Annotated in this window: 20 protein-coding genes; 11 read left to right on the plus strand and 9 right to left on the minus strand. The window is 63.5% G+C overall.

The features are described 5' to 3' along the window. The first annotated feature begins 11 nt into the window (after positions 1–11). The 6 genes from BM348_RS15175 to BM348_RS15200 are packed head-to-tail and all read left to right on the plus strand — an operon-like array spanning position 12 to position 4930. Positions 12–935: a branched-chain amino acid ABC transporter permease gene (locus tag BM348_RS15175; RefSeq protein WP_245779480.1), complete on the plus strand. Its 924-nt coding sequence runs from the start codon at positions 12–14 to the stop codon at positions 933–935. Beyond that, positions 936–2015 (plus strand): branched-chain amino acid ABC transporter permease, encoded by a 1080-nt coding sequence (locus BM348_RS15180; RefSeq protein WP_092906030.1) that lies wholly within the window; start codon positions 936–938, stop codon positions 2013–2015. It abuts the gene before it with no gap. Between the two features lie 2 nt (positions 2016–2017). After that, complete coding sequence (locus BM348_RS15185; protein WP_092906032.1) at positions 2018–2818, plus strand: ABC transporter ATP-binding protein; 801 nt, start codon at positions 2018–2020, stop codon at positions 2816–2818. Beyond that, the gene (locus BM348_RS15190; protein ID WP_175507205.1) at positions 2802–3569 is read left to right on the plus strand and encodes an ABC transporter ATP-binding protein; all 768 of its coding nucleotides are present in this window, start codon (positions 2802–2804) and stop codon (positions 3567–3569) included. The genes BM348_RS15185 and BM348_RS15190 overlap by 17 nt, the downstream gene beginning before the upstream one ends. 25 nt (positions 3570–3594) lie before the next feature. After that, the gene (locus tag BM348_RS15195; protein ID WP_092906036.1) at positions 3595–4404 is read left to right on the plus strand and encodes an enoyl-CoA hydratase/isomerase family protein; all 810 of its coding nucleotides are present in this window, start codon (positions 3595–3597) and stop codon (positions 4402–4404) included. 52 nt (positions 4405–4456) lie between these two features. Then, positions 4457–4930 (plus strand): VOC family protein, encoded by a 474-nt coding sequence (locus BM348_RS15200; RefSeq protein ID WP_092906038.1) that lies wholly within the window; start codon positions 4457–4459, stop codon positions 4928–4930. A 137-nt stretch (positions 4931–5067) separates the two neighbouring features. Here the strand turns inward: BM348_RS15200 and BM348_RS15205 are convergent, their stop codons facing one another. The 5 genes from BM348_RS15205 to BM348_RS15225 all read right to left on the minus strand — a co-directional run bounded on the left by BM348_RS15205 (position 5068) and on the right by BM348_RS15225 (position 11255). Then, positions 5068–6660: a long-chain-fatty-acid--CoA ligase gene (locus BM348_RS15205; protein ID WP_092906041.1), complete on the minus strand. Its 1593-nt coding sequence runs from the start codon at positions 6658–6660 to the stop codon at positions 5068–5070. Positions 6661–6936: 276 nt separating this feature from the next. Next, positions 6937–7743 (minus strand): enoyl-CoA hydratase/isomerase family protein, encoded by an 807-nt coding sequence (locus BM348_RS15210; protein ID WP_175507206.1) that lies wholly within the window; start codon positions 7741–7743, stop codon positions 6937–6939. Beyond that, positions 7736–8626: a 3-hydroxyacyl-CoA dehydrogenase family protein gene (locus tag BM348_RS15215; protein WP_092906045.1), complete on the minus strand. Its 891-nt coding sequence runs from the start codon at positions 8624–8626 to the stop codon at positions 7736–7738. The genes BM348_RS15210 and BM348_RS15215 overlap by 8 nt, the downstream gene beginning before the upstream one ends. A 38-nt stretch (positions 8627–8664) precedes the next feature. Continuing rightward, a complete protein-coding gene (locus BM348_RS15220; RefSeq protein ID WP_092906047.1) occupies positions 8665–10080 on the minus strand; it encodes a zinc ribbon domain-containing protein in 1416 nt (471 codons plus the stop codon). Beyond that, a complete protein-coding gene (locus tag BM348_RS15225; RefSeq protein ID WP_092906412.1) occupies positions 10077–11255 on the minus strand; it encodes a thiolase domain-containing protein in 1179 nt (392 codons plus the stop codon). Before BM348_RS15225 ends, BM348_RS15220 begins: the two co-directional genes overlap by 4 nt. Before the next feature lie 208 nt (positions 11256–11463). On the opposite strand from BM348_RS15225, the gene BM348_RS15230 reads away from it, so the two are divergent. Both BM348_RS15230 and BM348_RS15235 read left to right on the plus strand, forming a co-directional pair. Continuing rightward, on the plus strand, positions 11464–12915 hold the full coding sequence (locus tag BM348_RS15230; protein ID WP_092906048.1) for an aldehyde dehydrogenase family protein: 1452 nt from the start codon (positions 11464–11466) through the stop codon (positions 12913–12915). A gap of 111 nt (positions 12916–13026) precedes the next feature. Further along, positions 13027–14187 carry an acyl-CoA dehydrogenase family protein gene (locus BM348_RS15235; RefSeq protein WP_092906050.1) on the plus strand — a complete coding sequence of 387 codons (1161 nt, stop codon included), beginning with the start codon at positions 13027–13029 and terminating at the stop codon, positions 14185–14187. Between the two features lie 397 nt (positions 14188–14584). Here the strand turns inward: BM348_RS15235 and BM348_RS15240 are convergent, their stop codons facing one another. Next, a complete protein-coding gene (locus BM348_RS15240; protein WP_092906052.1) occupies positions 14585–15913 on the minus strand; it encodes a methyl-accepting chemotaxis protein in 1329 nt (442 codons plus the stop codon). A 575-nt stretch (positions 15914–16488) separates the two neighbouring features. On the opposite strand from BM348_RS15240, the gene BM348_RS15245 reads away from it, so the two are divergent. After that, positions 16489–17766, plus strand: a complete 1278-nt coding sequence (locus BM348_RS15245) for a sodium:calcium antiporter (protein WP_217642027.1) — start codon at positions 16489–16491, stop codon at positions 17764–17766. A gap of 70 nt (positions 17767–17836) precedes the next feature. Here the strand turns inward: BM348_RS15245 and BM348_RS15250 are convergent, their stop codons facing one another. Together BM348_RS15250 and trkA are read right to left on the minus strand one after the other, a co-directional pair. Continuing rightward, positions 17837–19381 carry a TrkH family potassium uptake protein gene (locus BM348_RS15250; protein WP_092906054.1) on the minus strand — a complete coding sequence of 515 codons (1545 nt, stop codon included), beginning with the start codon at positions 19379–19381 and terminating at the stop codon, positions 17837–17839. Further along, positions 19381–20712 carry a Trk system potassium transporter TrkA gene (gene trkA, locus BM348_RS15255; RefSeq protein ID WP_092906416.1) on the minus strand — a complete coding sequence of 444 codons (1332 nt, stop codon included), beginning with the start codon at positions 20710–20712 and terminating at the stop codon, positions 19381–19383. Before trkA ends, BM348_RS15250 begins: the two co-directional genes overlap by 1 nt. A gap of 600 nt (positions 20713–21312) precedes the next feature. Between trkA and BM348_RS15260 the strand changes: the two genes are divergently transcribed. Then, positions 21313–21558 carry a PRC-barrel domain-containing protein gene (locus BM348_RS15260; RefSeq protein WP_092906056.1) on the plus strand — a complete coding sequence of 82 codons (246 nt, stop codon included), beginning with the start codon at positions 21313–21315 and terminating at the stop codon, positions 21556–21558. 154 nt (positions 21559–21712) lie between these two features. Further along, the gene (locus tag BM348_RS15265; protein ID WP_092906058.1) at positions 21713–22141 is read left to right on the plus strand and encodes a TRAM domain-containing protein; all 429 of its coding nucleotides are present in this window, start codon (positions 21713–21715) and stop codon (positions 22139–22141) included. A gap of 611 nt (positions 22142–22752) precedes the next feature. Here BM348_RS15265 and BM348_RS15270 read toward each other — a convergent pair. After that, positions 22753–23517, minus strand: a complete 765-nt coding sequence (locus BM348_RS15270; RefSeq protein WP_092906060.1) for an IclR family transcriptional regulator — start codon at positions 23515–23517, stop codon at positions 22753–22755. Between the last annotated feature and the right edge of the window lie 117 nt (positions 23518–23634).

Raw genomic sequence — 23634 nt, forward strand, 5'->3', positions numbered from 1 at the left:
CCACTGCGGGCATGTCAGACGACCGAACGCTCGAGACGAACGCACGCAACGGGGGCCAATCGCGAATGGTTGAGGCGTTCATCCGAGCGACGTTGCTCGGTCTCCAACTCGGCATGACGCTCGCGCTCATCGCCGCGGGGTTGACCCTGATCTTCGGCATGCTCGACGTGATCAACTTCGCGCACGGATCGTTGTTCATGCTGGGGGCGTACTTCGGAACGATCATCGCGGGCCAGTTCGGAAACTTCTGGCTGGCGCTGCTCGTCGCCCCGCTCCTGGTCGGCGTCATTGGCGCTGCCATCGAAATACTGTCGCTTCGACCGCTTTACGGTCGTAACCCGCTGTATCACATCCTGTTGACCTTCGGCATCGCGATCATGATACAGGGCGCGATCGTCCAGATCTGGGGCGCACAGTCCCGCCAGATGGCGACGCCCGAAATCCTCTCCGGATCGATTCCGGTCGGCCCGATCGAGTACCCGATCTACTGGCTGTTCGTGTTCGTCTTCAGTTCGGTGTTGGTCGGGGCGATCTGGCTCGCGATCGAACGGTCGAATCTGGGCATCCTGATGCGCGCGAGCGCTCACGATACGGAGATGGTCGACGCGCTCGGAATCGACGTCTCGAAGGTGTTCACCGGCGTCTTCGTCTTCGGCGCGATACTCGCCGGCGTCGCCGGGGTCCTCCTGAGTGGCACCCAGTCGGTCAACCCCGGTATGGGATTCAACGTCATCATCGAGGCGTTCATCATCGTCGTTATCGGTGGCCTCGGCAGCTTCCGCGGAGCGGTGTACAGCGCGTTGCTGATCGGGTTGGTGACCGCCTACGGGGCGCTGCTCGCGCCGACGCTGACGGACCTCATCTTGTTCGTGCTGATGGCACTCGTACTGATGGCGAAACCGAGCGGACTCTTCGGAACCACGGAGGCAGCATAAATGAAAGCAGTCACCCAATTCTTCGAGCGAAGTTCGCCTGCGAGCACGGGGAATCACCTCCTCTCGAGCCGGGGCCGACTCGCCCTGGTCGTCGCGATCGCCGTGCTCGCGGTCGCCGCACCGATCGTCGAACAGATCCACCCGTTCTGGTTGAATATCCTGGTTCGGATGCTGATATACGCGCTGTTCGCGCTAAGTCTCGACTTCGTGTTCGGCTACGCGGGGTTGCTCTCGTTCGGACACGCGGCCATGTTCGGCGCTGGCGGCTACGCGGCCGCGATCTTGCTCATCGACGGAACCTCCCACGCGTTCGTCGTGTTGCCCGCCGCCATTCTCACCGGCGTCGCTGTCGCGGCGCTCATCGGCTGGCTGAGCGTCCGCGCTCGGGGGATCTACTTCGCGATGCTGACGCTCGCGTTCGCGCAGATGTTCTACGTGATCGCGTTCACGGATCTCCCGGCGACGGTTCTCGGCCGCGAGTCGGTTACCGGCGGTGATAACGGCCTCTACGGAATCGGTATGTACGAACTGTTCGGGATCGACTTCACGTCGACGCTCATGTATTTCTACCTGACGCTCGCGCTCGTCGCGCTCTCGCTGGCGGTACTGGTCCGCCTCGCGAACTCCCCGTTCGGCCGCGTGTTACAGGGGATCCGCGAGAACGAAGAACGGATACAGTTCATTGGCTACGATGTCCGGCGATACAAGATCGCCGGCTTCGCCATAAGCGGCGGTTTCGCCGGCCTCGCCGGCGGCCTTTTCGTGCCGTTTCAGAGCGTCGCCCACCCCGGGAACCTCCACTGGATGGTCAGCGGCGAACTCATCGTCATGCTGCTGGTCGGCGGGATGGGAACCCTCTGGGGGCCGATGCTCGGCGCGGGATTGATCGTCCTGTTAGAGGAGCAACTCGCCGGCTTCGCGAGCTGGGAGGTCATTCTGGGATCGGTCTTCGTCGCCGTCGTCGTCTTCGCGCCGCGGGGACTGGCCGGCATCCTGATCTCGCTTCGAAACGATCCCGGCGGCGCGATCGACAACGTGAAGGGAGCGATTCGAAACTACGTCGAGGCGGTGAGAGGCTAACTATGACGACGAGTACGACAGATGCACACTCGAACACGACCGCGGATGGTATCGTCCTCGAGACAGAGGATCTGACGAAAACGTTCGGGACGTTGACGGCCGTCGAGGACGTCTCGCTCCGGGTCGAGTCCGGAACGATCACCTCGATCATCGGCCCGAACGGGGCGGGAAAGACGACGCTTTTCAACCTTTTTACCGGCAAACACGCCCCGACGGACGGAGAGATCTGGTTCCGCGGTTCCCCGATCGGCGGGCGGGAACCACACGACATTGTCTCGAGCGGCGTCGTTCGCTCGTTCCAGATCACGAACTTCTTCGACGAGCTCACGGCGCTCGAGAACGTCCGACTCGCGACGCAGGCGCGTCACACCGGCTTTCGACCCGGCGATTTCGTTCGCCACCACGGCGCTATCGGCGGGCCGATCGAGGAGGCAAACGAAATCCTAGAGCGGGTCCACCTCTCGGCGGTCGCAGACCGCCCGGCGGCGAACCTCTCCTACGGGCAGCGCCGCCACCTCGAGATCGCGATCTCGCTCGCTGCCGATCCGGAGCTGTTACTGATGGACGAACCCACGGCCGGAATGAGCCCCGAGGAGACCAGAGAGACGGTCGAGTTGATCAGGGAGATCGCAGACGACGTGACGCTGATACTCATCGAACACGACATGGACATCGTCATGGACATCTCCGATCGCATCGCGGTGATGAACAAGGGATCGTTGCTGGCACGGGGAACGCCGGCGGAGATCAAGCGAGACGACCGGGTCCAGGAGGCGTACCTCGGAGGTGGTGGCGGTGAGTAAGTCCGAACCGGAACCCAAGCGGCGCGCGGACGAGGACGGTGACACCCTGCTGTCGGTCGACTCGATCGATACGCACTACGGGGAGAGTCACATCCTGTTCGACCTCTCGCTGTCGATCGACCGCGGCGACATCGTCGCGCTGGTCGGCAGAAATGGGGCGGGCAAGACGACGACCCTGCGAAGCATCATGGGACTGACGCCCGTGACGAACGGGGAGATCACCAAGGGAGGCGAGCAGATTCATCGGCGCGAACCCCACGAGATTCGGAACCGCGGCATCTCGTGGATCCCGGAGGAACGGCGCGTCTTCACCGGCCTGACGGTCGAGGAGAACCTCCGGCTCGCGGCCCACAGCGGCGACGGCGCTCAGGCCGACCGGTTCGAGGAGATATACCGTCGGTTCCCGCGACTCGACGAGCGCCGCGGGCAGGACGCCGGCACCCTGAGCGGCGGCGAACAGCAGATGCTTGCCATTGCTCGAGCGCTGCTCGGACCCGAAACGGATCTGCTCCTGCTCGACGAACCGTCCGAGGGGCTGGCACCGCAGATCGTCGACGACGTGGCCGCGATCATCCGCGAACTCAACGAAGAGGGCGTGACGATCCTGCTCGTCGAGCAGAACGCCGAGATGGCCCTCGAGCTGGCCGACTACGCGTACGTCCTCGAGACCGGAGCGATCGTCCACGAATCGCCCGCCGCGGAGCTGGCGACAGATCGCGAGGCGATGGAATCGTATCTCGGAGTCAAATGACGGCGTCTTGCCGACGTGAGTAATCGTGAACACACAGACCGAACGCGTCCACGAATCCGTTCGCATCGAACGCCTCGAGACAGAGTCAGTCGCGCGACTCGTCCTCGAAACGAACCAGACGTCGCTGAACGTCTTTCACCCCTCGAGCGTCGAGGCGCTGGCGACCGCCGTCGAATCCCTCTCCGGGGAAGTCGACGCGCTCGTCCTCCATGGCGAGCCGGTGTTCTCGGCCGGGGCCGATCTCGGCGAGATCGAGCGGACTCCACAGGAGATGCGATCGGCCAAGATCGACACGATCGCCGCCGCCTCGAACCGGTTCATCCGATCGGTGCGGACCTTCCCCGCGCCGGTGATCGCGGCCGTTACCGGCGTCGCCGCGGGCGGCGGCCTCGGGTTCGTCCTCGCCTCGGACCTCGTCTACATGCACGAGGATGCAGTCCTCAACACGGGCTACGCTCGCGTGGGGCTCACCCCCGACAACGCGGCCCCGTTCTTCCTCGTCAAGACCGTCGGCCCGTACAAAGCCAGGGAGCTGTTCTTCGACACCGAGCCGATCACCGCGAGCGAGGCCGTCGAACTCCGGCTCGCCAACGAGTGCTTCGAGTGTCCCGAGTCGGCGTTTCTCGAGGCGGTCACCGAACGCGCGATCGAGTACGCCCACGGGCCCACGGAGACCTACGCTCGGACGAAGGTGCTCGTCGACTCCGTCTTCGAGGGCCGACTCGACTCGCACCTGGAAGAAGAACGCGCCGCGATCAAGCGAATGAGCGACTCTGACGTCTTCGACGAGGGGCTCTCGGCGTTCCTCGAGAGTCGAGAGCCCGACTGGGAGTGACGCCCTCGCGACGCGAATCGTTTTGTGGCCGGCGCTCCTCGGTGATACTGCCATGTCAGCACACGACGTTCCGATCCGCGTCGATCACGTCGGGATCGCCATCGAATCGATCGAGGACGGTGAACCGGTTCTCGAGGCGCTGGGATGCGAGAAACTCATCGAGGAGCCGGTCGACGAGGAGTTCAGGTGGGCCTACTACGAACTCGGCGGCGCCTCGCGGATCGAACTCATCGCGCCGATCGCAGACGACACCTTCCTGACGAACTACCTCGCGGAAAACGGACCGGGACTCCACCACGTCACGCTCGAGGTGGGCGATATCGAGGCGATGATCGAGTCGGTCGAACGGGCAGGACTGCAGGTCGTCGACCACACGGAACGCGAGGACTGGTCGGAGGCGTTCGTTTCGCCGGCGAACCCGACGGGGACGCTGTTTCAGCTCATGGAGTACCACGAGAGCTACGTCGAGAACAGAGACGGTCGGTCGAACCCCTGTATCGGGGGCGCTCGCGTCGGCCGCGATTGATCCGCTCGCGCGGCGGTTCCAATTCAACCGTGCGGCCGTCCCACTTCGATCGCCCGGCGGTCCCATTTTGATCGCCCGGCCCGCTCGATTCGGCCAGCGGATCGAATCCGTCCGCCCCCTAAGCGCGTTGGAGACGCCTAATTCACGTTCTCGTCGGTGTCGCTCCAGTGTTCTTCCCGCAGTTCGAACTTCTGGATCTTGCCGGTCGAGGTCTGGGGAAGCGACTTACGGAACTCCACCTGCGTGGGACATTTGTAGTGGGCGAGTCGTTCTCGAGTGAACTTGATGAGGTCGTCTTCGGTCAACTCGGAGTCGTCGTCGGTGACGACCAGCGCTTTCGGCGTCTCGCCCCACTTCTCGTGGGGGACGGCGATGACCGCGGCCACCCGAACCTCGGGGTGGTCGTAGATCGTATCCTGGACTTCGATCGAGGAGATGTTCTCGCCGCCGGAGATGATGATGTCTTTCTTCCGGTCGACGATCGTTATCATCCCGTTCTCGTCGATGGTCGCGATGTCGCCGGTGTGGAACCAGTCGTCGACGCGGTCGTGGAACGCGCGTTCGGTCTCCCCGGGCTTGTTCCAGTACCGATCGAGGACCTGATTGCCTCGAGCGACGACCTCGCCTTTGGTCGCGTCGTCCCGCGGCACGTCCTCGCCGTCCTCGTCGACGACGCGTATCTTCGTGTTCAGCGTGGCGAAGCCCGGCTTGTTGATGATGTCGTACTTGTCCCCGGCCTCGATCCTGCGCCTCGAGTTGCTGGTCGTGATGAGGGGACCGGTCTCGGTCGCGCCGTAGGCGTGGATGATCCGCCAGCCGAGTTCGTCCTCGGTTCGCCTGATCGTCTGTTTCGGTGGCGGACTCGCCGCGGTCTCGACGCGGACCGGCTTCTCGCCGCTGGTCGGCACGTCGGCTTCGTCGCGGTACTCGAGGAGCATGTTCAGGACCGTCGGCGCGCCGCCGAGGAACGAGACGTCGTGTTCGCGGATGCGCTCGAAGACCGTTCCGGGGTCGAAATCCCGCAGGATGACGTGGGTGCCGCCGATGCCGGTGAGCCCGTAGATGTGCCCCCAGCCGTTGATGTGGAACATCGGCGAGGTCCAGAGGATGGTATCGTCGTCCTCGAACTCGACGTGGTGGGCGTGGATCAGCGCGTGGTAGTGCTGGCTGCGGTGGGTGTGGACGACCCCTTTGGGGTCTCCGGTCGTCCCCGACGTGTAGAGGATCGTCGCGTCGTCGTCCTCCGAGAGGTCGACTGCGTCGGGCGCGGTCGCCGGGGAGTTCTCGAGGACGGTTTCGTAATCGTCCCAGTTACCCTCAACCGTGGTGGCGTCGTAGGCGATCCACGACCCGACGCCGCACTCGCCTTTGAGGTGCTCGAGTTTCCCCGCGTACTCGTAATCGGCGATGAGGACGGTCGGATCGCAGTCGTCGACCAGATAGTCGTACTCCTCGGGCTGGAGCCGGAAGTTCAATGGGACGAACAGCGCGCCGATCTGCATTGTCGCGTACAGCGTCTCGATGAAGTAGTGGGAGTTCGGCGAGAGCAACGCGACGCGGTCCCCCTTCTCGACGCCGCGCGCCCGCAGCGCGTTCGACAGTCGGTCGACCCGCTCGCCGAGTTCGGCGTACGTAAACGCCGTCCCATCGTCTGCGATGACACCGACCTCGTCGCCGAACAGCGTCACCGCTCGGTCCAGATAATCAGTCGTGAGTAGCGGCTGTTTCATGCGTCGAACAATGGCGTCTCACGTTGGTCTGTCGGTGCGATATCTTCCTGTGTTACCATACTCATTGGCATAGGTACTCATTCACAAACATGATAGTTCAGTCTTACGGTCCCAGCCGTCACTATCTACGAGTCACTCGCTGTCGCGATCCGAACTCTCTCGCTGTAACAACCCCAAAGAACGAGCGGCACGCGCTCGTTGGCGAGTGACGCTCTCGAGTTTCCCAGACGGCGTCCAAAAGACCCATCTCCCAGGCTGCCAGCTGACTGCTGATTCCTACTGGCCCGTAAACTCGGGGTCGCGCCCCTCGAGGAACGCGTCGATCCCCTCGTCCTTGTCGTCGGTCGCGAACAGTTGCACGAACAGTTCGGCCTCGTAGTCCAGTCCCTCCTCGAGCCCCATCCGGGAACTGGCCTTGACGGCGTTCTTGGCGAACTCGAGGGCGATCGGGCTCTTCGACGCCATCTTCCCGGCGAGGTCGTCCACCCGCTCGTCGAGGTCGTCCGTCTCGAGCACCTCGTCGACGAGACCGATCTCGCGGGCCTCTTCGGCGTCGATCAGCTCGCCGGAGAGAATCAGCCGCATCGCCTGTCCCTCGCCGACGAGGCGGGTGAGCCGCTGCGTGCCGCCGCCGCCGGGGATGATGCCGAGGTTGATCTCCGGCTGGCCGAGCTTCGAGCCGGCTTCGGCGATTCGTACGTCACAGGCCTGTGCGAGTTCGCAGCCGCCGCCGAGGGCGTGGCCGTTGATCCGGGCGATCACGGGAATCGACGCGTCGTCGACGGTCTCGTAGACTCGCGGGCGCTCGCTCGCCTCGCGCTGCTCGACGACGCCGCGCTCTCGAAACTCGGTCACGTCCGCGCCTGCTACGAACGATCCCGAACCATCGCCGCCGGTGAGGACGAGAACCCGGACGTCGTCGTCCCCATCGGCCGCCGCCACGGCGTCCTTGAGTTCGGTCCGAACCTGACCGTTGAGCGCGTTTCGGGCGTCCGGGCGCTCGATCGCGACCGTCGCGACCCGATCGGCGCGGGTGCCGACCTCGACCGACAGCAGGTCGTAGTCGTCTTCGAGTTCACTCATCGGCCTCACCCCAGTCGCCGCTCGTTCCGACGCGCTCGCCGTCCTCCCAGACGTAGAACCCCTCGCCCGATTTCTTCCCGAGGTTCCCCGCTCGAACCTTCCGGCGGAGCGTCTGGGGCGGCTTGAACCGCTCGCCGAGTTCCTCGCGGAGGTGTTCGGCGATGTGGAGCCGAACGTCGAGCCCGACGTGGTCGGTCAACTCGAGCGGTCCCATCGGATAGCCGTAGCCGATCTTCATCGCCTCGTCGATGTCCGCCGGGCTGGCGACGCCCTCCTCGACCATTCGGATCGCCTCGAGGCCGGTCGCGACGCCGAGGCGCGAGGACGCGAAGCCAGCGGTGTCCCGGACGACAACCGCCTCCTTCTCGAGGTCCTCGACGTACTCGACGGCGAACGATTCCGTGCGGTCGTCGGTCTGTTCGGCGACGACGATCTCGACCAGATCCATGATGTGCGGCGGATTGAAGAAGTGGAGGCCGATCGCTCGCTCCGGACGCTCGAGCGCGCTCGCCATCTCGGTCACCGACAGCGAAGAGGTGTTCGACGCGACGACCGTCTCCTCGTCCGCGGCGGCCTCGACGTCCGCGAAGACCTCCTGTTTCAGGTCCATGTCCTCGGGAACCGCCTCGACGACGAGGTCGGCGCCGTCGACAGCCGCCTCGAGGTCGGTCGTCCCCTCGATGCGCCCGAGCGTGGCTTCCATCTCGGCTTCGGTGACTTTGTCCCGGTCGACGCCGCCCTGCAGGTTGTCGCGGATGCCCTCGAGCCCGTCCTCGACGAACGCTTCTTCGACGTCCCTGAGAACGACATCGTGGCCCGCCATCGCGGAGACCTGCGCGATTCCGTGGCCCATACTTCCAGCTCCGAGTACCGTAATTTGCATACGAAATCAATCTCGAGTATCGATGAAAAACCTTCCTATCAATCAGTCGGTTCGAACTTCGCGCCGTACCGGGGAACCCCTTCCTGCGTGTAGATCCGCCGAATCGTCGCCGTAACGGTGTCACCGACCGAGACCGACTCGGGATCCGCGTCGGTGACCTGCGCGGGCAGTGTGATCGTCCCTTCCTCGGCCTCGAGCGCGACGATCGCGACCGCGTACGCGCCGTCGCGTTGCTGCTGTTCTGCGAACTCCGGCGGCGCGCCGCCCTGTCCGATCGCGGTCACGGCGCGAACGGTGCCGGTCCGGGGCGCTTCGAACTCGTCGAACTCGACGCGGGCGTGGCACTCCTGGCAGGCGCCCTCGGGCGGGAACGTCACGCCGCCGCACTCGGGACAGGACCCGGCCACGAGGCGGTAGCGCTGCTCGAGCGAGCCCTGCCAGTTCGGCAGGCTGACGTTCGCGCCGCCGCCGGAGACCTCGCCGTCGACGACGTAGCCGCGCTCGCGGAGGTAGGCGGCGTAGGAGATCGGCTCCGCCGCCTCGAGTTCCTCGAGGCCCGGCACCGAAAGGGTGCCCCGGAAGGCGAACGCGGCCGCGCTGCCCCCGCCGAAGAAGGCGGCGAGCGAGAGCCCGCTCCCGGCGTCCCCGCCATCGGAAAGCGCCGAGAGCAGTCCGATCGGAACGGTCGCGGCCCCCGCGTCGCCGATGCGGTCGGCGACGGTTCCCGCCGCCACGGCCTCGCCCGAAATCGGTAGGTCCCCCGCGGCGCGGTAGGGAAACGCGCCGTCCCGCTGGTGAATCGCCGCGCCGGTCGCCGTCTCCGGGTCGACCTCGAGCGAGTCCACCGCGCTGGTGACGGCCTCGCGGACCGCGTCGCGCTCGTAGGTCGTGATCCCGAGCGCGTCGACCGTCCGAGTCCCGCGCTCGCGGAACCGGACGCCCGGCGTCTCGTCGCTGTGCCAGGCGCTGTCTGCGATCTCGACCGCCGGATCGTCGCCGACGACGAACGCGGCGGCACCCGCACCGAACGGGTGGTCGGCATCGGCGGGCTCACCCTTGGGGCAATCGGCCGCGACGACGAGCGCCGTCCCGTCGGCGTCGAGCGCCCTCGAGAGCGCTTCGGCTCCGGCCGCGGTGTGCTGGGTGGCAGTCGCCGTCGTGACCTGTGCGGGGAGATCGAGCGCCCGCACCAATCGCGGAACGAAGTCGCCCTCGGCGAGCGGCGGCGTCGTCGTCGCGGCCGCCACAACGTCGATGGCCGACCGCTCTCGAGACGCGCTCTCGAGCGCCCGCTCGGCCGCTTCGACGGCCATCGTCAGCGTGTCCTCGTCGGCGGCGGGGACCGCCTTCTGCTCGACCCCGGAGGCGTGGCTCGTTCCCCACGCGGACTCGAGTTCGTCGCTCGAGAGGCGGTATCGGGGGACGTAGACCCCGGCGGCGACGATTCCGCTCATGCCGATCCCTCCGCGTCTTCTTTCTCGAAGATGTGGACGGTCGCCCCGCCCCCGCTTCCGCCGACGTTGTGCGTGAGGCCGTACTTCGGATCGTCGACCTGAACGTGTGCCTCGCCTCGGAGCTGGTCGAACGCCTCGACGATCTGGCCGGTGCCGGTCGCACCGATGGGGTGGCCCTTCGATTTCAGCCCGCCGCTGGTGTTCGTCGGCAACTCGCCGTCGGGATCGGTCACGCCCTCCCGGAGGAGTCTGCCGGCCTCGCCCCGGTCACAGAAGCCGAGGTCCTCGTAGGCGAGCAGTTCGGCGATGGCGAAACAGTCGTGGACCTCCGCGAAGTCGAGGTCGTCGGGGCCGATTCCGGCCGCCTCGTAAGCCGCTTCTCCCGCTCGCGTGCTCGCGGGGACCGACGTCAGCGAGCCGCGCTGGAAGAGCCCGACGCGGCCGCTCGAGGCCCCGCAGCCGGCGACGCGGATCGGCGTGTCGGCGTGCTCTCTCGCCACCTCCTCGCTCGCGACGAGCACGGCGCTCGCCCCGTCGGTCGTCGGACAGCAGTGATAGAGATTGAGCGGGTCCGCGACCGCCGGCGCGGAGACCGCGTCCTCGAGCGAACACTCGAACCCGAGGTGCGCTTTGGGGTTTTGCGCGCCGTTGGCGTGGTTTTTCACCGCGACGCGGCTCAGGTCCTCGACGGTCGTGTCGTACTCGTCCATGTGGGCGCTTGCCATCTGCGCGTAGACGCCCGCGAAGGTGGTCCCGCTCGTTCGCTCCCACTCGGTCTCGCCGCTGACGCCGAGCCACCAGCGGGTGTGATCGGAACTCGCGTCGGTCATCACTTCGTAGCCGCCCGCCAGCGCGACGTCGGCCATTCCCGACCGGATGGCCGTGACCGCCTGGCGGAACGCGTAGCCGCTCGCGGCGCAGGCGTTCTCGACGCGGCTCGTGGGGATCCCGTGGAGGCCGACGTGTTCGGTGACCGCGGGCCCCGAGAGCCCGATCTGTCGGCCGCCGACGCCGAGCGTTCCGAGGAAGGCCTCGTCGATCGACTCCGGTGAGAGTGGCGATTCCACGCTGTCCATCGCCGCGTCGAAGGCGTCGTCGAACAGCGACAGGTACGTTTCGTCCGGAAACGAGCCGAACGACGACTGACCCGCCCCGAGGACGTATGCATCTCGCATGGGTGGGGATAGCTGCCCCGGTCCCTTATAGATGACTCCCGATCGACGCGACGGCTCGTCCGCGGGCGCGGCCGAATCGAACGAACCGCGAGATCGCTTCGGCGACTCCGACATCCCTTCGGTGACTTCGATTGCGGTATCGGTTCGGAGCCGCACAGTTCGACGCGACCACACCCTTTTTATCGGATCGCACAGAAGGGCTATGCGTATGAGTTACAGCGGACCGACAGACCTGTTCATCGACGGCGAGTGGATCGACGCCGAAGACGGCGAGACGTTTTCGACCGAGGATCCGGCGACCGAAGAGACCTACGCGACCATCGCGCAGGCGGGAGCGGCCGACGTCGACAGCGCGGTTGCCGCGGCGTCCGACGCGGTCGAGCGCGACAGCGATTGGCGCTCGCTCGACCCGCGCGAACGCGGCCGACGGCTCGATGCCATGGCGGACGCCATCGAATCGATGTCCGACGAGATCATCCGCGTCGAGTCTCGAGACAACGGCAAGACGCCGTTCGAGGCCTCGCTGGACGTGGAGATGGTCGTCGACACCTTCCGGTACTACGCCGGCTGGGCCGACAAGATTCAGGGCGACGAGGTGCCCGTTCCCGGCGACCGGCTGAACTACACCGTTCGGGAGCCAGTAGGCGTGACGGGCCACGTCATCCCGTGGAACTATCCCTTCCAGCTCGCCGGGCGGAGCCTCGCACCCGCGCTGGCCTGCGGGAACACGGCCGTCCTCAAACCCTCGAGCACGACGCCGCTGTCGGCGCTGTACTACGCGGTCGCGGCCGAAGAGGCGGGCCTCCCCGACGGCGTGTTGAACGTCGTCCCCGGTCGCGGCTCCACCGCCGGAAACAGACTCGTCGAACACCCCGACGTCGACCACATCGCGTTCACGGGCAGCACCGGCGTCGGGAAGGGCGTCATGGAGCAGGCGTCCCAGAACGTGACCGGCGTGACCCTCGAGCTGGGTGGGAAGGGTCCGAACATCGTCTTCCCGGACGCCGACCTCGAGGCCGCCGCCGCGGGCTGTCACTACGGAATCTTCATGAACGCCGGCCAGATGTGCTGGGCGGGTTCGCGCCTGCTCGTCCACGAATCGGTCCACGACGAGGTCGTCGAGCAGGTCGTCGAACGCGCCGAAGCGACGCCGCTCGGGAGCGGTATCGACGACGACGGCCGAATGGGGCCGACGGTCAGCGAGAGCCAGCAGGAGGAGGTCCTCGAGTACATCGAGAGCGGGAAGGAAGAAGGCGCGACGGTCGCGACCGGCGGGGGCGTTCCCGCGGACAGAGACGTCGGTCACTTCGTCGAACCGACCGTGTTCACCGACGTGGAAAACGATATGACGATCGCTCGAGAGGAGATCTTCGGCCCGGTGCTTTCGGTCATCGAGTTTAGCGACCGCGAGGAGGCGATCGAGATCGCCAACGACTCGCCGTACGGCCTCATGGCCGGTATCTGGACGTCCGACCTGCAGACCGCCCACGGCGTGGCCGATTCGCTCGACTACGGCATGGTCAGCGTCAACGAGTATCCGGTCACCCAGCCCCAGACCCCCTTCGGCGGGTTCAAACAGAGCGGCCGCGGCCGCGAGCAGGGAACCGAAGCGATCCACGAGTACACCCAGACGAAGAACGTCAACGTGAACCTCGAGTGAGGTCGGTCTCGGGGCAACACCGGGAACGGGCGAGCGCCGGCGTCGGCCCGGCGCGGCGCTGAACCCGATTCTCGGGACTTTTATGGTGATGTGTCTCGCGTATTCGACCGTATGACTCTCATTGAGAACGTCCTCTCAGAGGAGCACCGAGAGATCCGGGATCGAGCGGCGAACTTCACCGCGGACGTCGTCGAACCGGAAGCCGAGCGAATCGAACGGACCGACGAGTTCCCGCGTGAGGTACTCGAGCAGGCGGGCGAACGCGGCATCCTCGGGATCTTGCTCCCGGAAGCCTACGGCGGGGAAGATTCCGATTTCCTCTCGTACTGTCTCGCGATCGAGCAGATCGCACAGGTCAGCGGGGCGGTCGCCGAGTCGATTCACGGCCACACCTTCGCGGCGCTGCCCATCGCGACCTTCGGCACCGAAGAACAGAAAGAGACGCATCTCGAGGCGATGGTACGCGGCGAATCGATCGGATCGATGTTGCTGACCGAACCCGACGCCGGCAGTTCACCGACCGAACTGTCGACCGTGGCGACGGAACGCGACGACGGCGACGGCTACCGGCTCAGCGGCGAGAAGTCCTTCGGGACCAACGCCGGCGTCGCGGACGTCCACCTCGTGGTCGCCCGCAAGCAGCCGACGCCGGAAGACGGCCACGGCGTGAGCGTCTTTCTGGCCCCCGGCGTCGACGAACGAGACGGATTCACCTTCGACCGCGTAGAGTTCATGGGCATGCGCGGGCACGTCACGGGCGACTCGACGCTCGAGGACGTGCCGGTCGACCGCTCGGCGCTCCTCGGCGAGGTCGGGCAGGGCTTTCGAATTGCCATGGGAACGATCGATATGGCTCGAACCGGACTCGGTGCGATCGGGACGGGAATCGCCACCGCGGCGTTCGAGGAAGCCCTCGAGTACGCCGGTGACCGCGAACAGGGCGGCAAAGCGGTCGGCGAGTACCAGGCGGTGCAGGTGCTCGTCGCCGAGATGGACGCCCGACTCGACGGCGCGCGCCACCTCGTCTACGACTCCGCGGCGTCGATCGCAGCCGACGACGCCAGTACGCGCCAGTCGAGCAAGGCGAAGTACGTCGCGAGCGACACCGCCGAGTTCGTCACCCGGAACGCAATTCAGGTCCACGGTGGGAAGGGCTACCAGACCGATCTCCCGCTCGAGCGCTACTACCGAGACGCCAAGATCCTGAGTATCATCGGCGGCACGACGGAGATTCAAAAGACGACCGTCGCGAGCGACGCCCTCGGTCTGTAACACAAACTCGGGGTCTGTGCCACACACCGACTGCTCTGTTTTCGGTCCGGGTCCGATGGACTCGATCAGGTCGTTCGACGAGCGATTCGGTTAGCGAACGCACTCGCTCGTTCGCCGTCCGACGCCTTATCGAAGGTGTATACGGGGACCGTATACAAACTCATCAATACGGGACGAGCGATCAGTTCTCGCGTCGGTGTGAGGGGCCGCTCCCTTCCAGACTGCCGGCTGTGTTCTCCCTCTTTACACGAATACCAGTGTAATTTATCGCGTGTTTTAGTCGATCGTTGTCGTGGTATACGTTACCTGTATACTCATCGCTCGATAGGCTCATCTGTGCGCTCTCGCTCTCGTCGACTCACCTCGAAGAACGCGCTCGAAGGAACCGGTCTTCGACTCACAGGTCCGACTCGAGTTCCCGAACGTCGTCACGGATCTCGCGCACCTTGGCGGCTTGCTGTTCGTTGGTGTCGGCGAGGGTTTCGATTTCGTCGGCGACGGCTTCGATCTGTTCGACGGAGGTGCCGAGCATCGTGGCGACCTCCTCGGCGGTGGCGGCCTGGTCGTCAGTGGCGTCGGCGATCTGTTCGATCCCGGTCGTCGCCTCGCCCACGGCGGATTTGATCTCCGATTGTTTTTCGTCGACGGCTCTGGCTCGCTCGATGGCGACGTCGACCCGGTCGATCGTCGTCTCGACGCTCTCGATCGTTTCGGTGGTGTTCTCGCGGACGTCGTCGACGATCTCCTCGATCGTTCCGACCTCCTCTTTGGACTGGTCGGCGAGCTCTTTGACCTCGTCGGCGACGACCGCGAAGCCCTCCGCGCCGGCATCGACCTGGGCGGCTTGAATGTTGGCGTTGACCGCCAGCAGATTGGTTTCATCGGCGATCTGGTCGATCACGTCGACGACTTTGTCGATTTCCCGCACGCGTTGCTCGAGTTCGTGGCTGGTCGCCGAAAGGTCGTCTGTCGCGTCGCGAACGTCGTCGATCATTGCGACGATCTCGCCCGTCGCTTCCTTCGATTCGTCTGCCAGCTCCGCGGCGAGTTCGCTCTGGCTGCTGACCTCCTCGGCGCTGGCGGAGATCTCCTCGACGGTCGCCGAGAGCGCCTCCATCTCGTTGCGCACGTCGACGAGGTTCTCGACCTGTTCTTCGGCCAGTTCGTCGACTTCCTCGGTCGTCTCCGCGTTCGTCTCGGCGGCCTCGAGTAATTCACCGACGGCTCCCTCGACGGTCTCGCTGATCGACTCCTGGATGCGCTCGAGTTCCTCGCGTTGCTCGACTAAATCGGTGACGCTGCTTACGTACTCGAACGCGCCGACCGACTCGCCGTTGGGGGTCAAAAGCGGGACCCCGGCCGCTCGGACGTGCCAGTTTTTCCCGTCCGTGTTTCCGGATCGGATTCGGTCCTCGCGAACCGGCTCGCCCGTGCGAGCGACCTTTTCGGCCAGCGTCTCTTCGACGCCTTCGGTTCCAACGACATCGATCGCTTGATTCCCGACCGCCTCGTCTCGAGTCGCGCCGATCAACTCGACGATCGAGTCGTTCCAGTGTGTGATCGTGCCCTCGTCGTTGACGACGACGACCGATTCGGGGAACTCTTCGACCAGTTGATCGAAGAGATTTCGCCAGAAGTCGCGTTCGGCCCGCAGTCGCTCGAGTTCGCCATCGGAGTCGCTACCGTCGAATTCTTCCGGAGCGAGCAACCGTTCGGTTTCTGACATTGATGCAAACGTATTCGGAGCCGAGTTTGAATAGCTTCCGGCCACCGTCACGAACCCCGTTGAGTGGGACCGTTCGCGTCCTCCTTTCACCTCGCGGTGTCTTCCCAGCACCGATCAATAAAATTATAAGTGATAACTCAATATCCGGTGTAATAGATGCGAATTCGTCGAGTGAAAGGAGAACGCTGTAACCGAAGAGTGTATCGAGGTGCGATGACGCGTTATTCTCACGAAAGGCAGGAAGAGGTCCCTTTGTAGGGGATTTCTACCCGGGGATACCAATTTGTCACACCTCAAATAGTAACTCGAGTGCTGGGATTCTTCAGGCCGACGATCTTATGTCAAACCACGTTAAAACGGCTACAGAGGACTCGAACGTCGACAGTTGCGGTTGAACTATCGTTGTCTTCCGCTTTGATTATCGGTTCCCGACTCGACGTAGATCTCCGTCTTATACTGGGTAATCACTTTTAAATCTATAAATCGTCCCGCTCTGGATACTGTGATTCCATCGGTCGGGGGTCGTGCATATAGCAGGGTCTAGCATTACGGTGACCCGTTCCGTTGACTCCCGTGTGAGGTCGCTGCGCTCGAGTCCGCTGGTCCCCGTCGCAATCGCTGTCGGCCTCGTCCTTCCGTGGCCGGTCGTCAGCGCGCTCGGCGTCCGTCCTGGTCTGATCGCGACGGTCGCCCTCTCCGGGACGTCGATCCTCGGGGCCGCCTTCCTGCTCGCCTGGGGGGCGGAGACGGCCGAGAAAGACGTCTCGAGGTCGTTCGCGATCGCCGTGTTGGCGGTGCTGGCCGTCGCGCCGGAGTACGCCGTCGACGCGCTCTACGCGTGGGAGGCCGGCGTCGCGCCGGGGAGCGGGGCCTCGCGACAGGCCGCCGATCTCGCGGTCGCGAACATGACCGGCGCGAACCGGATCCTCATCGGCATCGGCTGGTCGGGAACCGCCCTGTTCACCGTCTATCGTGCCAGGAAGAGCCGAGACCTCAACGTCGAACGCGCGGAAGGGTTTCTCGCGAGTCGTGTTCGACTCGATCGAGAACTCTCCCTCGAGATCGTCTTTCTGTTCGCGGCGACGGTGTACGCGTTTTTCATCCCGCTGACGAACTCGATCGCGATCCACGACATGGTGATTCTCGTGGGCCTTTACGTCCTCTACATCGCCTCCGCGATCAGAACGCCGGCCGTCGAACGGGGTCACACCGGCGTTCCGGCGTACTTCCAGTCGTTTCGGAAACGGCGGCGGATCGCGACCGTGATCGGACTCTTTGTCGTCGCCGGCGGCGTCATCTTCCTGGCGGTCGAACCCTTCGCTCATGGGCTCGAGGAAATCGGGCTGCAGTACGGCATTCCACCGTTTCTGATGATTCAGTGGGTCGCACCGCTTGCCAGCGAGACGCCCGAGTTCGTGATCGTCATCATGCTCGTGATGAAGGCCCGCTCGAGCGCGTCGTTCAACGCCCTCATCTCCTCGAAGCTCAATCAGTGGACGCTCCTCATCGGAACGCTCGTCGTCGTTTACAGCGTCTCGCTCGGGTACTACGGCGCGCTTCCGATGGGGCAGCGCCAGAGCGGCGAGATTTGGCTGACCGCGGCTCAGAGCTTCTTCGCGCTCGCGCTTCTCGTCGACCTGCGACTCAGCGCCCGCGAGGCGCTCGCCTTACTCGCGCTCTTTCTCGTACAGCTCTATCCCCCGTTTCACGAGTACGAGTGGTTGCTGGCGTTTACCGCGCTCTACCTCGTCCTCGGTACAGCTCTCCTGATTTACCGCCGGGAAGCCTGCCGCGAACTCGTCGAACTCGCAGTCGATCGCGTTCGGACGGCCACGACAACCGCGTCCCGGTAGCCGTTCTATCCCGACCGAATCGAGCCGTACGTGTACCGATCTGGCATCGACCGCCGCTCGAGCGCCTCGCTCACGACCGCCAGTACGCGGCCGTGAGCAAGACGAGCACCGGGAAGATCTCGAGGCGACCGATCCACATGTAGACGACCATGAGAAGTTTCGAAGTCACCGGAAACCCGTTGTAGCTTCCCATCGGCCCGACGACGCCGAACCCTGGCCCGATGTTTCCGAGCGTTGCGATGGACGCCGTCAGCAGATCGAGCGTGTGTGGATTGAACTCCGGCAGTCTGGATGCGTCCGCAGAGAGCAACAAGAACCCGACGAAAAACAGGCCCAAAAACAGGAGTGTGAACGCGTATATTCCTCTGATAGCGTCCTCGTCGAGGGGTTGGCCGTTCATCCGAACCGGTCGCACCGCCTCGGGATGAATGGTCGTAAACACTTCACGGCGAAGCGATTTGAGGATTACCAGCCATCGGAGAATTTTGATACCGCCGCCGGTCGACCCGGTCGATCCGCCGATAAACATTACGAACAGCAACAACGCCTTCGCGGAGTGCCCCCACTCGTTGAAGTCCATGTTCGCGAATCCCGTCGAGTTGGTCATCGAAGTGATCTGAAAGACCGAGTACCGAAGGGAGCGCTCGAAGTGGCCGCCGATCTGACCAGTCGGCGGGGTTTGTAAGGATGCGTCGAAAAAGAGGATCACCGTTCCGACGAGTGAGAACAGCGAGATGGCTCCGAGGTAGAATCGGAACTCGTTGTCGCGCAAGAGCTCCCATGGATCGCCCGAGATCACGTGCCACCAGAGTACGAAGTTGACGCCCGCGATAAACATGAACGGGACGATGAGCCACTGGACGGCCGGAGAGAAGGCCTCGATGCTCCGTGCCTCCGTCGAAAAGCCGCCGGTCGGAAGCGTCGAAAAACCGTGTGCGATCGCGTTGTACAGGTTCATCTCCGGCGCGAGTTCCGGTGCTACCACCGAGAGCGCGTATAACGATGCCATCAACAGGGCTGTAAATCCGATGTACGCGATCCACAGCACGCGAGCGGTCTCGGCGATGTGCGGTGTGAGTTTCGAAATACCCGGCCCGGGGGCTTCGGCCTCCATCAACTGTGCGCCGCCGACCGCCATCTGCGAGAGGATGGCGACGGCGAGGACGATGATACCCATGCCGCCGAGCCACTGGGTGGCCTGTCGCCACATCATGATCGCGCGGGAGTGAGTGTCGAACGAGATGTCGCCCATCACCGTCGCGCCCGTCGTGGTGAACCCGCTCATGCTCTCGAACAGGGCGTTGACGGGGTAGGCGACCGTCCCGTTTCCGGCGAGCACGTACGGAAGCGCTCCGAACATAGCCGCAAACAGCCACGTGAACGCGACGACGAAGAACGCCTCGCGGGCGCCCGGCTTCGGCTCGGAATCGAGTCGCCGTAACGCCACCCCGAACCCCGCGGTCAGGGCCATCGACGCGACGAACACCCACAGATCCTCGCCGCCGTACGCCAGCGCGACGAGTATCGGGACGACGAACGCGAGCGAGAGCAACGCCAACAGCGTCCCCACGAGGCTCAGGCCGGCCCGCCAGTCGACGCGGAGGTACCGACGCATTAGATCGCCTCGATTACCGCGTCGAGTACGTTCGAATCGACGAACAAGACGATGTGGTCGCCGGGTTCGATGACGGTCGTTCCCCTCGGCGTCACGATATCGCCGCCCCGAGAGATCGCGCCGATGACGACCCCGGCAGGGAGTTCCGCCATCGAATCCTGAATCGTCCGTCCGGTGAGGTCGCTATCCAGTTTGGCCTCGATTTCGATTACTTCGGCCCGGTCGTGTTCGAGCATCGCGACCTTCTCGGTGCGCGTCGTCCGCGTGAAGCGAACGATCTCTTCGGCCGTTTCCTCGCGGGGGTTGACGGCCACGTCGACGCCGACGGTCTCGAACAGCTCCGCGTACTCGAGGTTCTCGATGACGGCGACGGTCCGATCGATCCCGAGTCGCCGCGCCAGAAGCGACACGAGGAGGTTCTTCTCGTCGTTGCCCAGCGCCGCGATCACGATGTTCGCCTCGTCGACGTGCTCGCGCTCTAAGAACTCGACGTCCGTCGCGTCGCTCTCGAGGACGGTCGTCCCAGGCAGCGATTCCGCCGCCGCCCGCGCCCGGTCAGGGTCGTGCTCGATGAGACGCGGGTGGTAGCCGTGGCTCTCGAACTCTCGTGCGGCCTGAAAGCCGACTTCGCTGGCCCCGACGATGACGATCTCGTCCCTGTTTTTCCGCTCGCACGTCAGGTCGCGTGCGAAGTTCCGAACCGAGTCGTCGCTGCCGATGACGACGACGTAGTCGCCCGGCTGGATGATCGTCTCGCCGGTGGCGACGATCATCTCGTCGTCTCGGAAGACCGCAGCGAAGGTCAACGAGTCGTACCGATCAGCGTCTCGGATCGTCTGGTTGGCGATCGGGCTGTCGGCGTCGATTTCGAACTCCGCCATCTGGACCAGCCCGCCGATGAAGGCGTCGACGTCCTGGGCGGCCGGAAGCCCCGAAATGCGAAAGATCGTCTGTGCGGTCAGCAAATCGGTACAGACCATGAAGTCGACGTCGAAGCCGCCCTGTGACCCCTCCCAGGTCTCGAGCAGTGTTCGTCGCCTGACGCGAGCGATCGTAAATCCCTCAGTCGCGGTCTTTGCCGCGCCGCAGATGACGACGTTCGACTCGTCGCTGTCGGTACAGGCGATCACTAGATCCGCCCGCTCGATGTCCGCCTCCCGGAGCGTTTCGATCGTCGTTCCGTCGCCCTGTATCGTAAGCACGTCGTGGGAGTAAGTCAGTTCCTCGACGATGCGCTCGTCGCGGTCGATCACGATCACGTCGTGGTCGGCCTCTAAGTTCGCGGCGATCGATCTGCCGACCTCGCCCGCGCCGACGATCACGACCCGCATCTGATCACCCGAAACGGGGATCGATACCCGCTTCGAACGCGGTCTTGCGAACGAGAACTCGCCCGGGATACACTGCCTACTGAATCGGTCGCAATCCGACTCCTCCGCTTCGACCGTGACGCTTCGCTCCGTTTTCGTCCGATCGTCCAACGGCGCTCGACCGGCCGCGGAACCACCGCTTTTCCCCGCCGCGGCCTCGAGCGAACGGTTATCATACCGAGAATCAGATGGCTCGCAATGAAAAGCCTTCCGAGATGATTGTCGATTCAGCAAATTTTGCCCCTCGAGTGTCGGTATTCGAGCGTAGCGATCGGAGAGATTTCGCTTTGACTCATCGACTCCTGCTGTGGACTAGCTGCTGATAGATGTCGAGTATCGTAGTGGCGTGTTCCATTCGCCGGTGCAGTTTCACAGATCAGACGGAATTCGCCAGGTGTGTTTGAATATTGGGTATTGATCTAGGTGATCGTCGCATCTCATCTAACTACATGAGTCGTGTGAACGTGCCGGGCGAGGCTCTGTTTGGATGCCGTAGAAGGTCTGTTCACTGACAGATTAGCCCTCATTACATTTAATACGCTTCGCGGAAAATGAACGGGTATGGGAGAAATACTTGCCAGAAATCTCATAGATAAATCTATCGTCGGAACCGACGGCACGGACTTCGGAACCCTCGCGAACGTAACCATGGGACTCGAGTCCGCGGCCCTCCGGAACCTCATCGTCGATCCGAACGAGAACCTGTCCCTCCAATCGGTCGATTTCGAGCGAAACGAGGAGGGTCGGCTGCTGATTCCGATCGATCGCATCTCGACGCTGAACGATCAGATCGTCGTTCACCGCTGACCGGGCCAGTTGCGCTCTCGAGACCGCGTTTCGTCTCGGCGGCTCTGAGGAGTCGGTCGGTAGAATCTGCGAGCCGTGACCGGTCGAGTTCACAGTCGCTCACCGGAGGACTGAAGGGGCCGTCTCCCCGTTTCGTTGGTAGGGGAAGATATTCATGGACATTCCAGACGAGTTATTGTGTGTTTTCAGTGCAGAAGTTACGGAACAACAGGACTCCTACCGTATCGAGGTTCCGAAAAACGAAGTCGAGGTCGGCGACGTAACGACCGACGACGTCTACCGCGTCGCGTTGCTCGCCTCGGCCTCGAACGCCGACACGACGTCGTCAACGGGATCCGCGACGCAGTCCTCGCGGTCGTCGGACCGGGGCGGTCCCGAACCGCCCGTCGAGTCGGGCGAACAGCGAACCGTTGACATCGAGGACATCGGGGAGCAGGGCGACGGGATCGCCCGAATCGAACGCGGGTACGTCGTCATCGTTCCCGATGCAGAGAAAGGCGAGCGCGTCACTATCGAGATCGACGACGTGACGGAGACGGTCGCGTTCGCGGAGGTCGTTGACCGAAAGGAGTATTACGAGTAATCCGCGACTCGCGTTCCGTCGGTCGTGCCCAGTCTATTTATCGTTCCGAGAGAAGCAGATGGAATACCCGTTCTCCGAAGAGAGCCTTCTTGGTCCCCAGAATAGCACTACCGTTTCGAGCGATAGGTTTCCCTCCCGACGCCGAGTCGGTTTTGCTCGGAACCGTTTGAGTAGTGTTTAATAGATACAAAACCATAACTCGTCATTGATAGACAAAGATCCTATTCTCCTTGATTAGATGCTGAAAATTCGAGATTTGAAATATACACTGCTATATGACATCAAATAATTTAATCAAGCATTCTATCTGGTATTATATCTAATATTTTAGAATTACATCTATTATCCAGATGAATGTGTGCTAAATAGTCTATTCGAGCCATAACTTCCGATATGTGGCTCGTATTATAGTGCATATTTTCATCAATACCGATCCCGTCTATTTGTACTCTCTTTCGCTCGTCTCGAGAATCCGTCGGTTATCAGTACGAGATCTGATCGCGATCCGCACGTTCTATACATTCATATGTGTGTAAATCATTCGCCGGTTCGTCCGTCTGTCAGGCCCAATGTCTCTTGGCAGACACCATGCGTCCCACGATGTGGGACGATCAGGAGTGTTGGATGTTGAGTTCGATAATATTCGCGACGCCGAGCGCCTGATCGGGCAGTTCCTCCCGAAACCGCTCCCCCTGCATTCGATGCGTCGGACCGGCGACGCTAATCGCGCCGATCACGGTATTCGAACCGTCGAGAATCGGCGCGGCCACGCTTCGGAGCCCGTTCAACCGCTCTTCGTCGTCAAACGCGATCTTTCGCTCGCGTGCGACCTCGAGCTCCTCGAGCAGGCGGTCGCGGTCGGTGATCGTATTGTGCGTGATCGCGGCTAGCCCGTGGCGATCGATGATTTCCTCGACGCGCTCGTCGGGGAGAAACGCCATGATAACTTTTCCGAGCGCGGTACAGTGAAGCGGTATCCGGTCCCCGATGTGGGTGTCGATCCGCGCCGCCTCCGATCCGCGACCCCGGTAAATGAAGACACCGCGGCCGTGCTCTTCGGTCATCAGTCCCGAAATGTCACCAGTCTTTTCGGCGAGTTTGTCGACTTCGGAGCGTGCCACCTGATACAGTTTGTGCTGGTTGCGGGCGATCTCACCGGTCTGTAGGAACTTCAAGCCCGTTCGATACTCGTCGCCTCGCCGGACGATGTACTCCGCCGCCTCGAGCGTGTTCAGGTGGTTGTGGACGGTGCTCTTCGGGAGGTCGACGTGGCGGGCGAGCTCGGAGACGCCGGCGCCGTCGAGTTCGTTCAGGGCTTCCACGATGGTGAACGTTCGCTCGATGGCTTGAATGCCGCCGTTGTTTGGTTTTGTCATGGGAATACGCTACGTGCCGGTCCAACTTAAATGTTCAACATCGTAGAACGGGTCGCGCGTTTCTACGCTTCGTCCATCGCAGTTGCTCGCCGGTGTTTAGCGCATTCGATCAAAATT

Source organism: Halostagnicola kamekurae, assembly GCF_900116205.1.
Taxonomy (GTDB): Archaea; Halobacteriota; Halobacteria; order Halobacteriales; family Natrialbaceae; genus Halostagnicola; species Halostagnicola kamekurae.

What these genes read in the sequence shown, in the direction of transcription:
- BM348_RS15175 (WP_245779480.1), top strand. Translation starts at nt 12, where the DNA reads ATGTCAGACGACCGAACGCTCGAGACGAACGCACGCAACGGGGGCCAA.
- BM348_RS15180 (WP_092906030.1), top strand. Translation starts at nt 936, where the DNA reads ATGAAAGCAGTCACCCAATTCTTCGAGCGAAGTTCGCCTGCGAGCACG.
- BM348_RS15185 (WP_092906032.1), top strand. Translation starts at nt 2,018, where the DNA reads ATGACGACGAGTACGACAGATGCACACTCGAACACGACCGCGGATGGT.
- BM348_RS15200 (WP_092906038.1), top strand. Translation starts at nt 4,457, where the DNA reads ATGTCAGCACACGACGTTCCGATCCGCGTCGATCACGTCGGGATCGCC.
- BM348_RS15205 (WP_092906041.1), bottom strand. Translation starts at nt 6,660, where the DNA reads ATGAAACAGCCGCTACTCACGACTGATTATCTGGACCGAGCGGTGACG.
- BM348_RS15210 (WP_175507206.1), bottom strand. Translation starts at nt 7,743, where the DNA reads ATGAGTGAACTCGAAGACGACTACGACCTGCTGTCGGTCGAGGTCGGC.
- BM348_RS15215 (WP_092906045.1), bottom strand. Translation starts at nt 8,626, where the DNA reads ATGCAAATTACGGTACTCGGAGCTGGAAGTATGGGCCACGGAATCGCG.
- BM348_RS15220 (WP_092906047.1), bottom strand. Translation starts at nt 10,080, where the DNA reads ATGAGCGGAATCGTCGCCGCCGGGGTCTACGTCCCCCGATACCGCCTC.
- BM348_RS15225 (WP_092906412.1), bottom strand. Translation starts at nt 11,255, where the DNA reads ATGCGAGATGCATACGTCCTCGGGGCGGGTCAGTCGTCGTTCGGCTCG.
- BM348_RS15230 (WP_092906048.1), top strand. Translation starts at nt 11,464, where the DNA reads ATGAGTTACAGCGGACCGACAGACCTGTTCATCGACGGCGAGTGGATC.
- BM348_RS15235 (WP_092906050.1), top strand. Translation starts at nt 13,027, where the DNA reads ATGACTCTCATTGAGAACGTCCTCTCAGAGGAGCACCGAGAGATCCGG.
- BM348_RS15240 (WP_092906052.1), bottom strand. Translation starts at nt 15,913, where the DNA reads ATGTCAGAAACCGAACGGTTGCTCGCTCCGGAAGAATTCGACGGTAGC.
- BM348_RS15250 (WP_092906054.1), bottom strand. Translation starts at nt 19,381, where the DNA reads ATGCGTCGGTACCTCCGCGTCGACTGGCGGGCCGGCCTGAGCCTCGTG.
- trkA (WP_092906416.1), bottom strand. Translation starts at nt 20,712, where the DNA reads ATGCGGGTCGTGATCGTCGGCGCGGGCGAGGTCGGCAGATCGATCGCC.
- BM348_RS15260 (WP_092906056.1), top strand. Translation starts at nt 21,313, where the DNA reads ATGGGAGAAATACTTGCCAGAAATCTCATAGATAAATCTATCGTCGGA.
- BM348_RS15265 (WP_092906058.1), top strand. Translation starts at nt 21,713, where the DNA reads ATGGACATTCCAGACGAGTTATTGTGTGTTTTCAGTGCAGAAGTTACG.
- BM348_RS15270 (WP_092906060.1), bottom strand. Translation starts at nt 23,517, where the DNA reads ATGACAAAACCAAACAACGGCGGCATTCAAGCCATCGAGCGAACGTTC.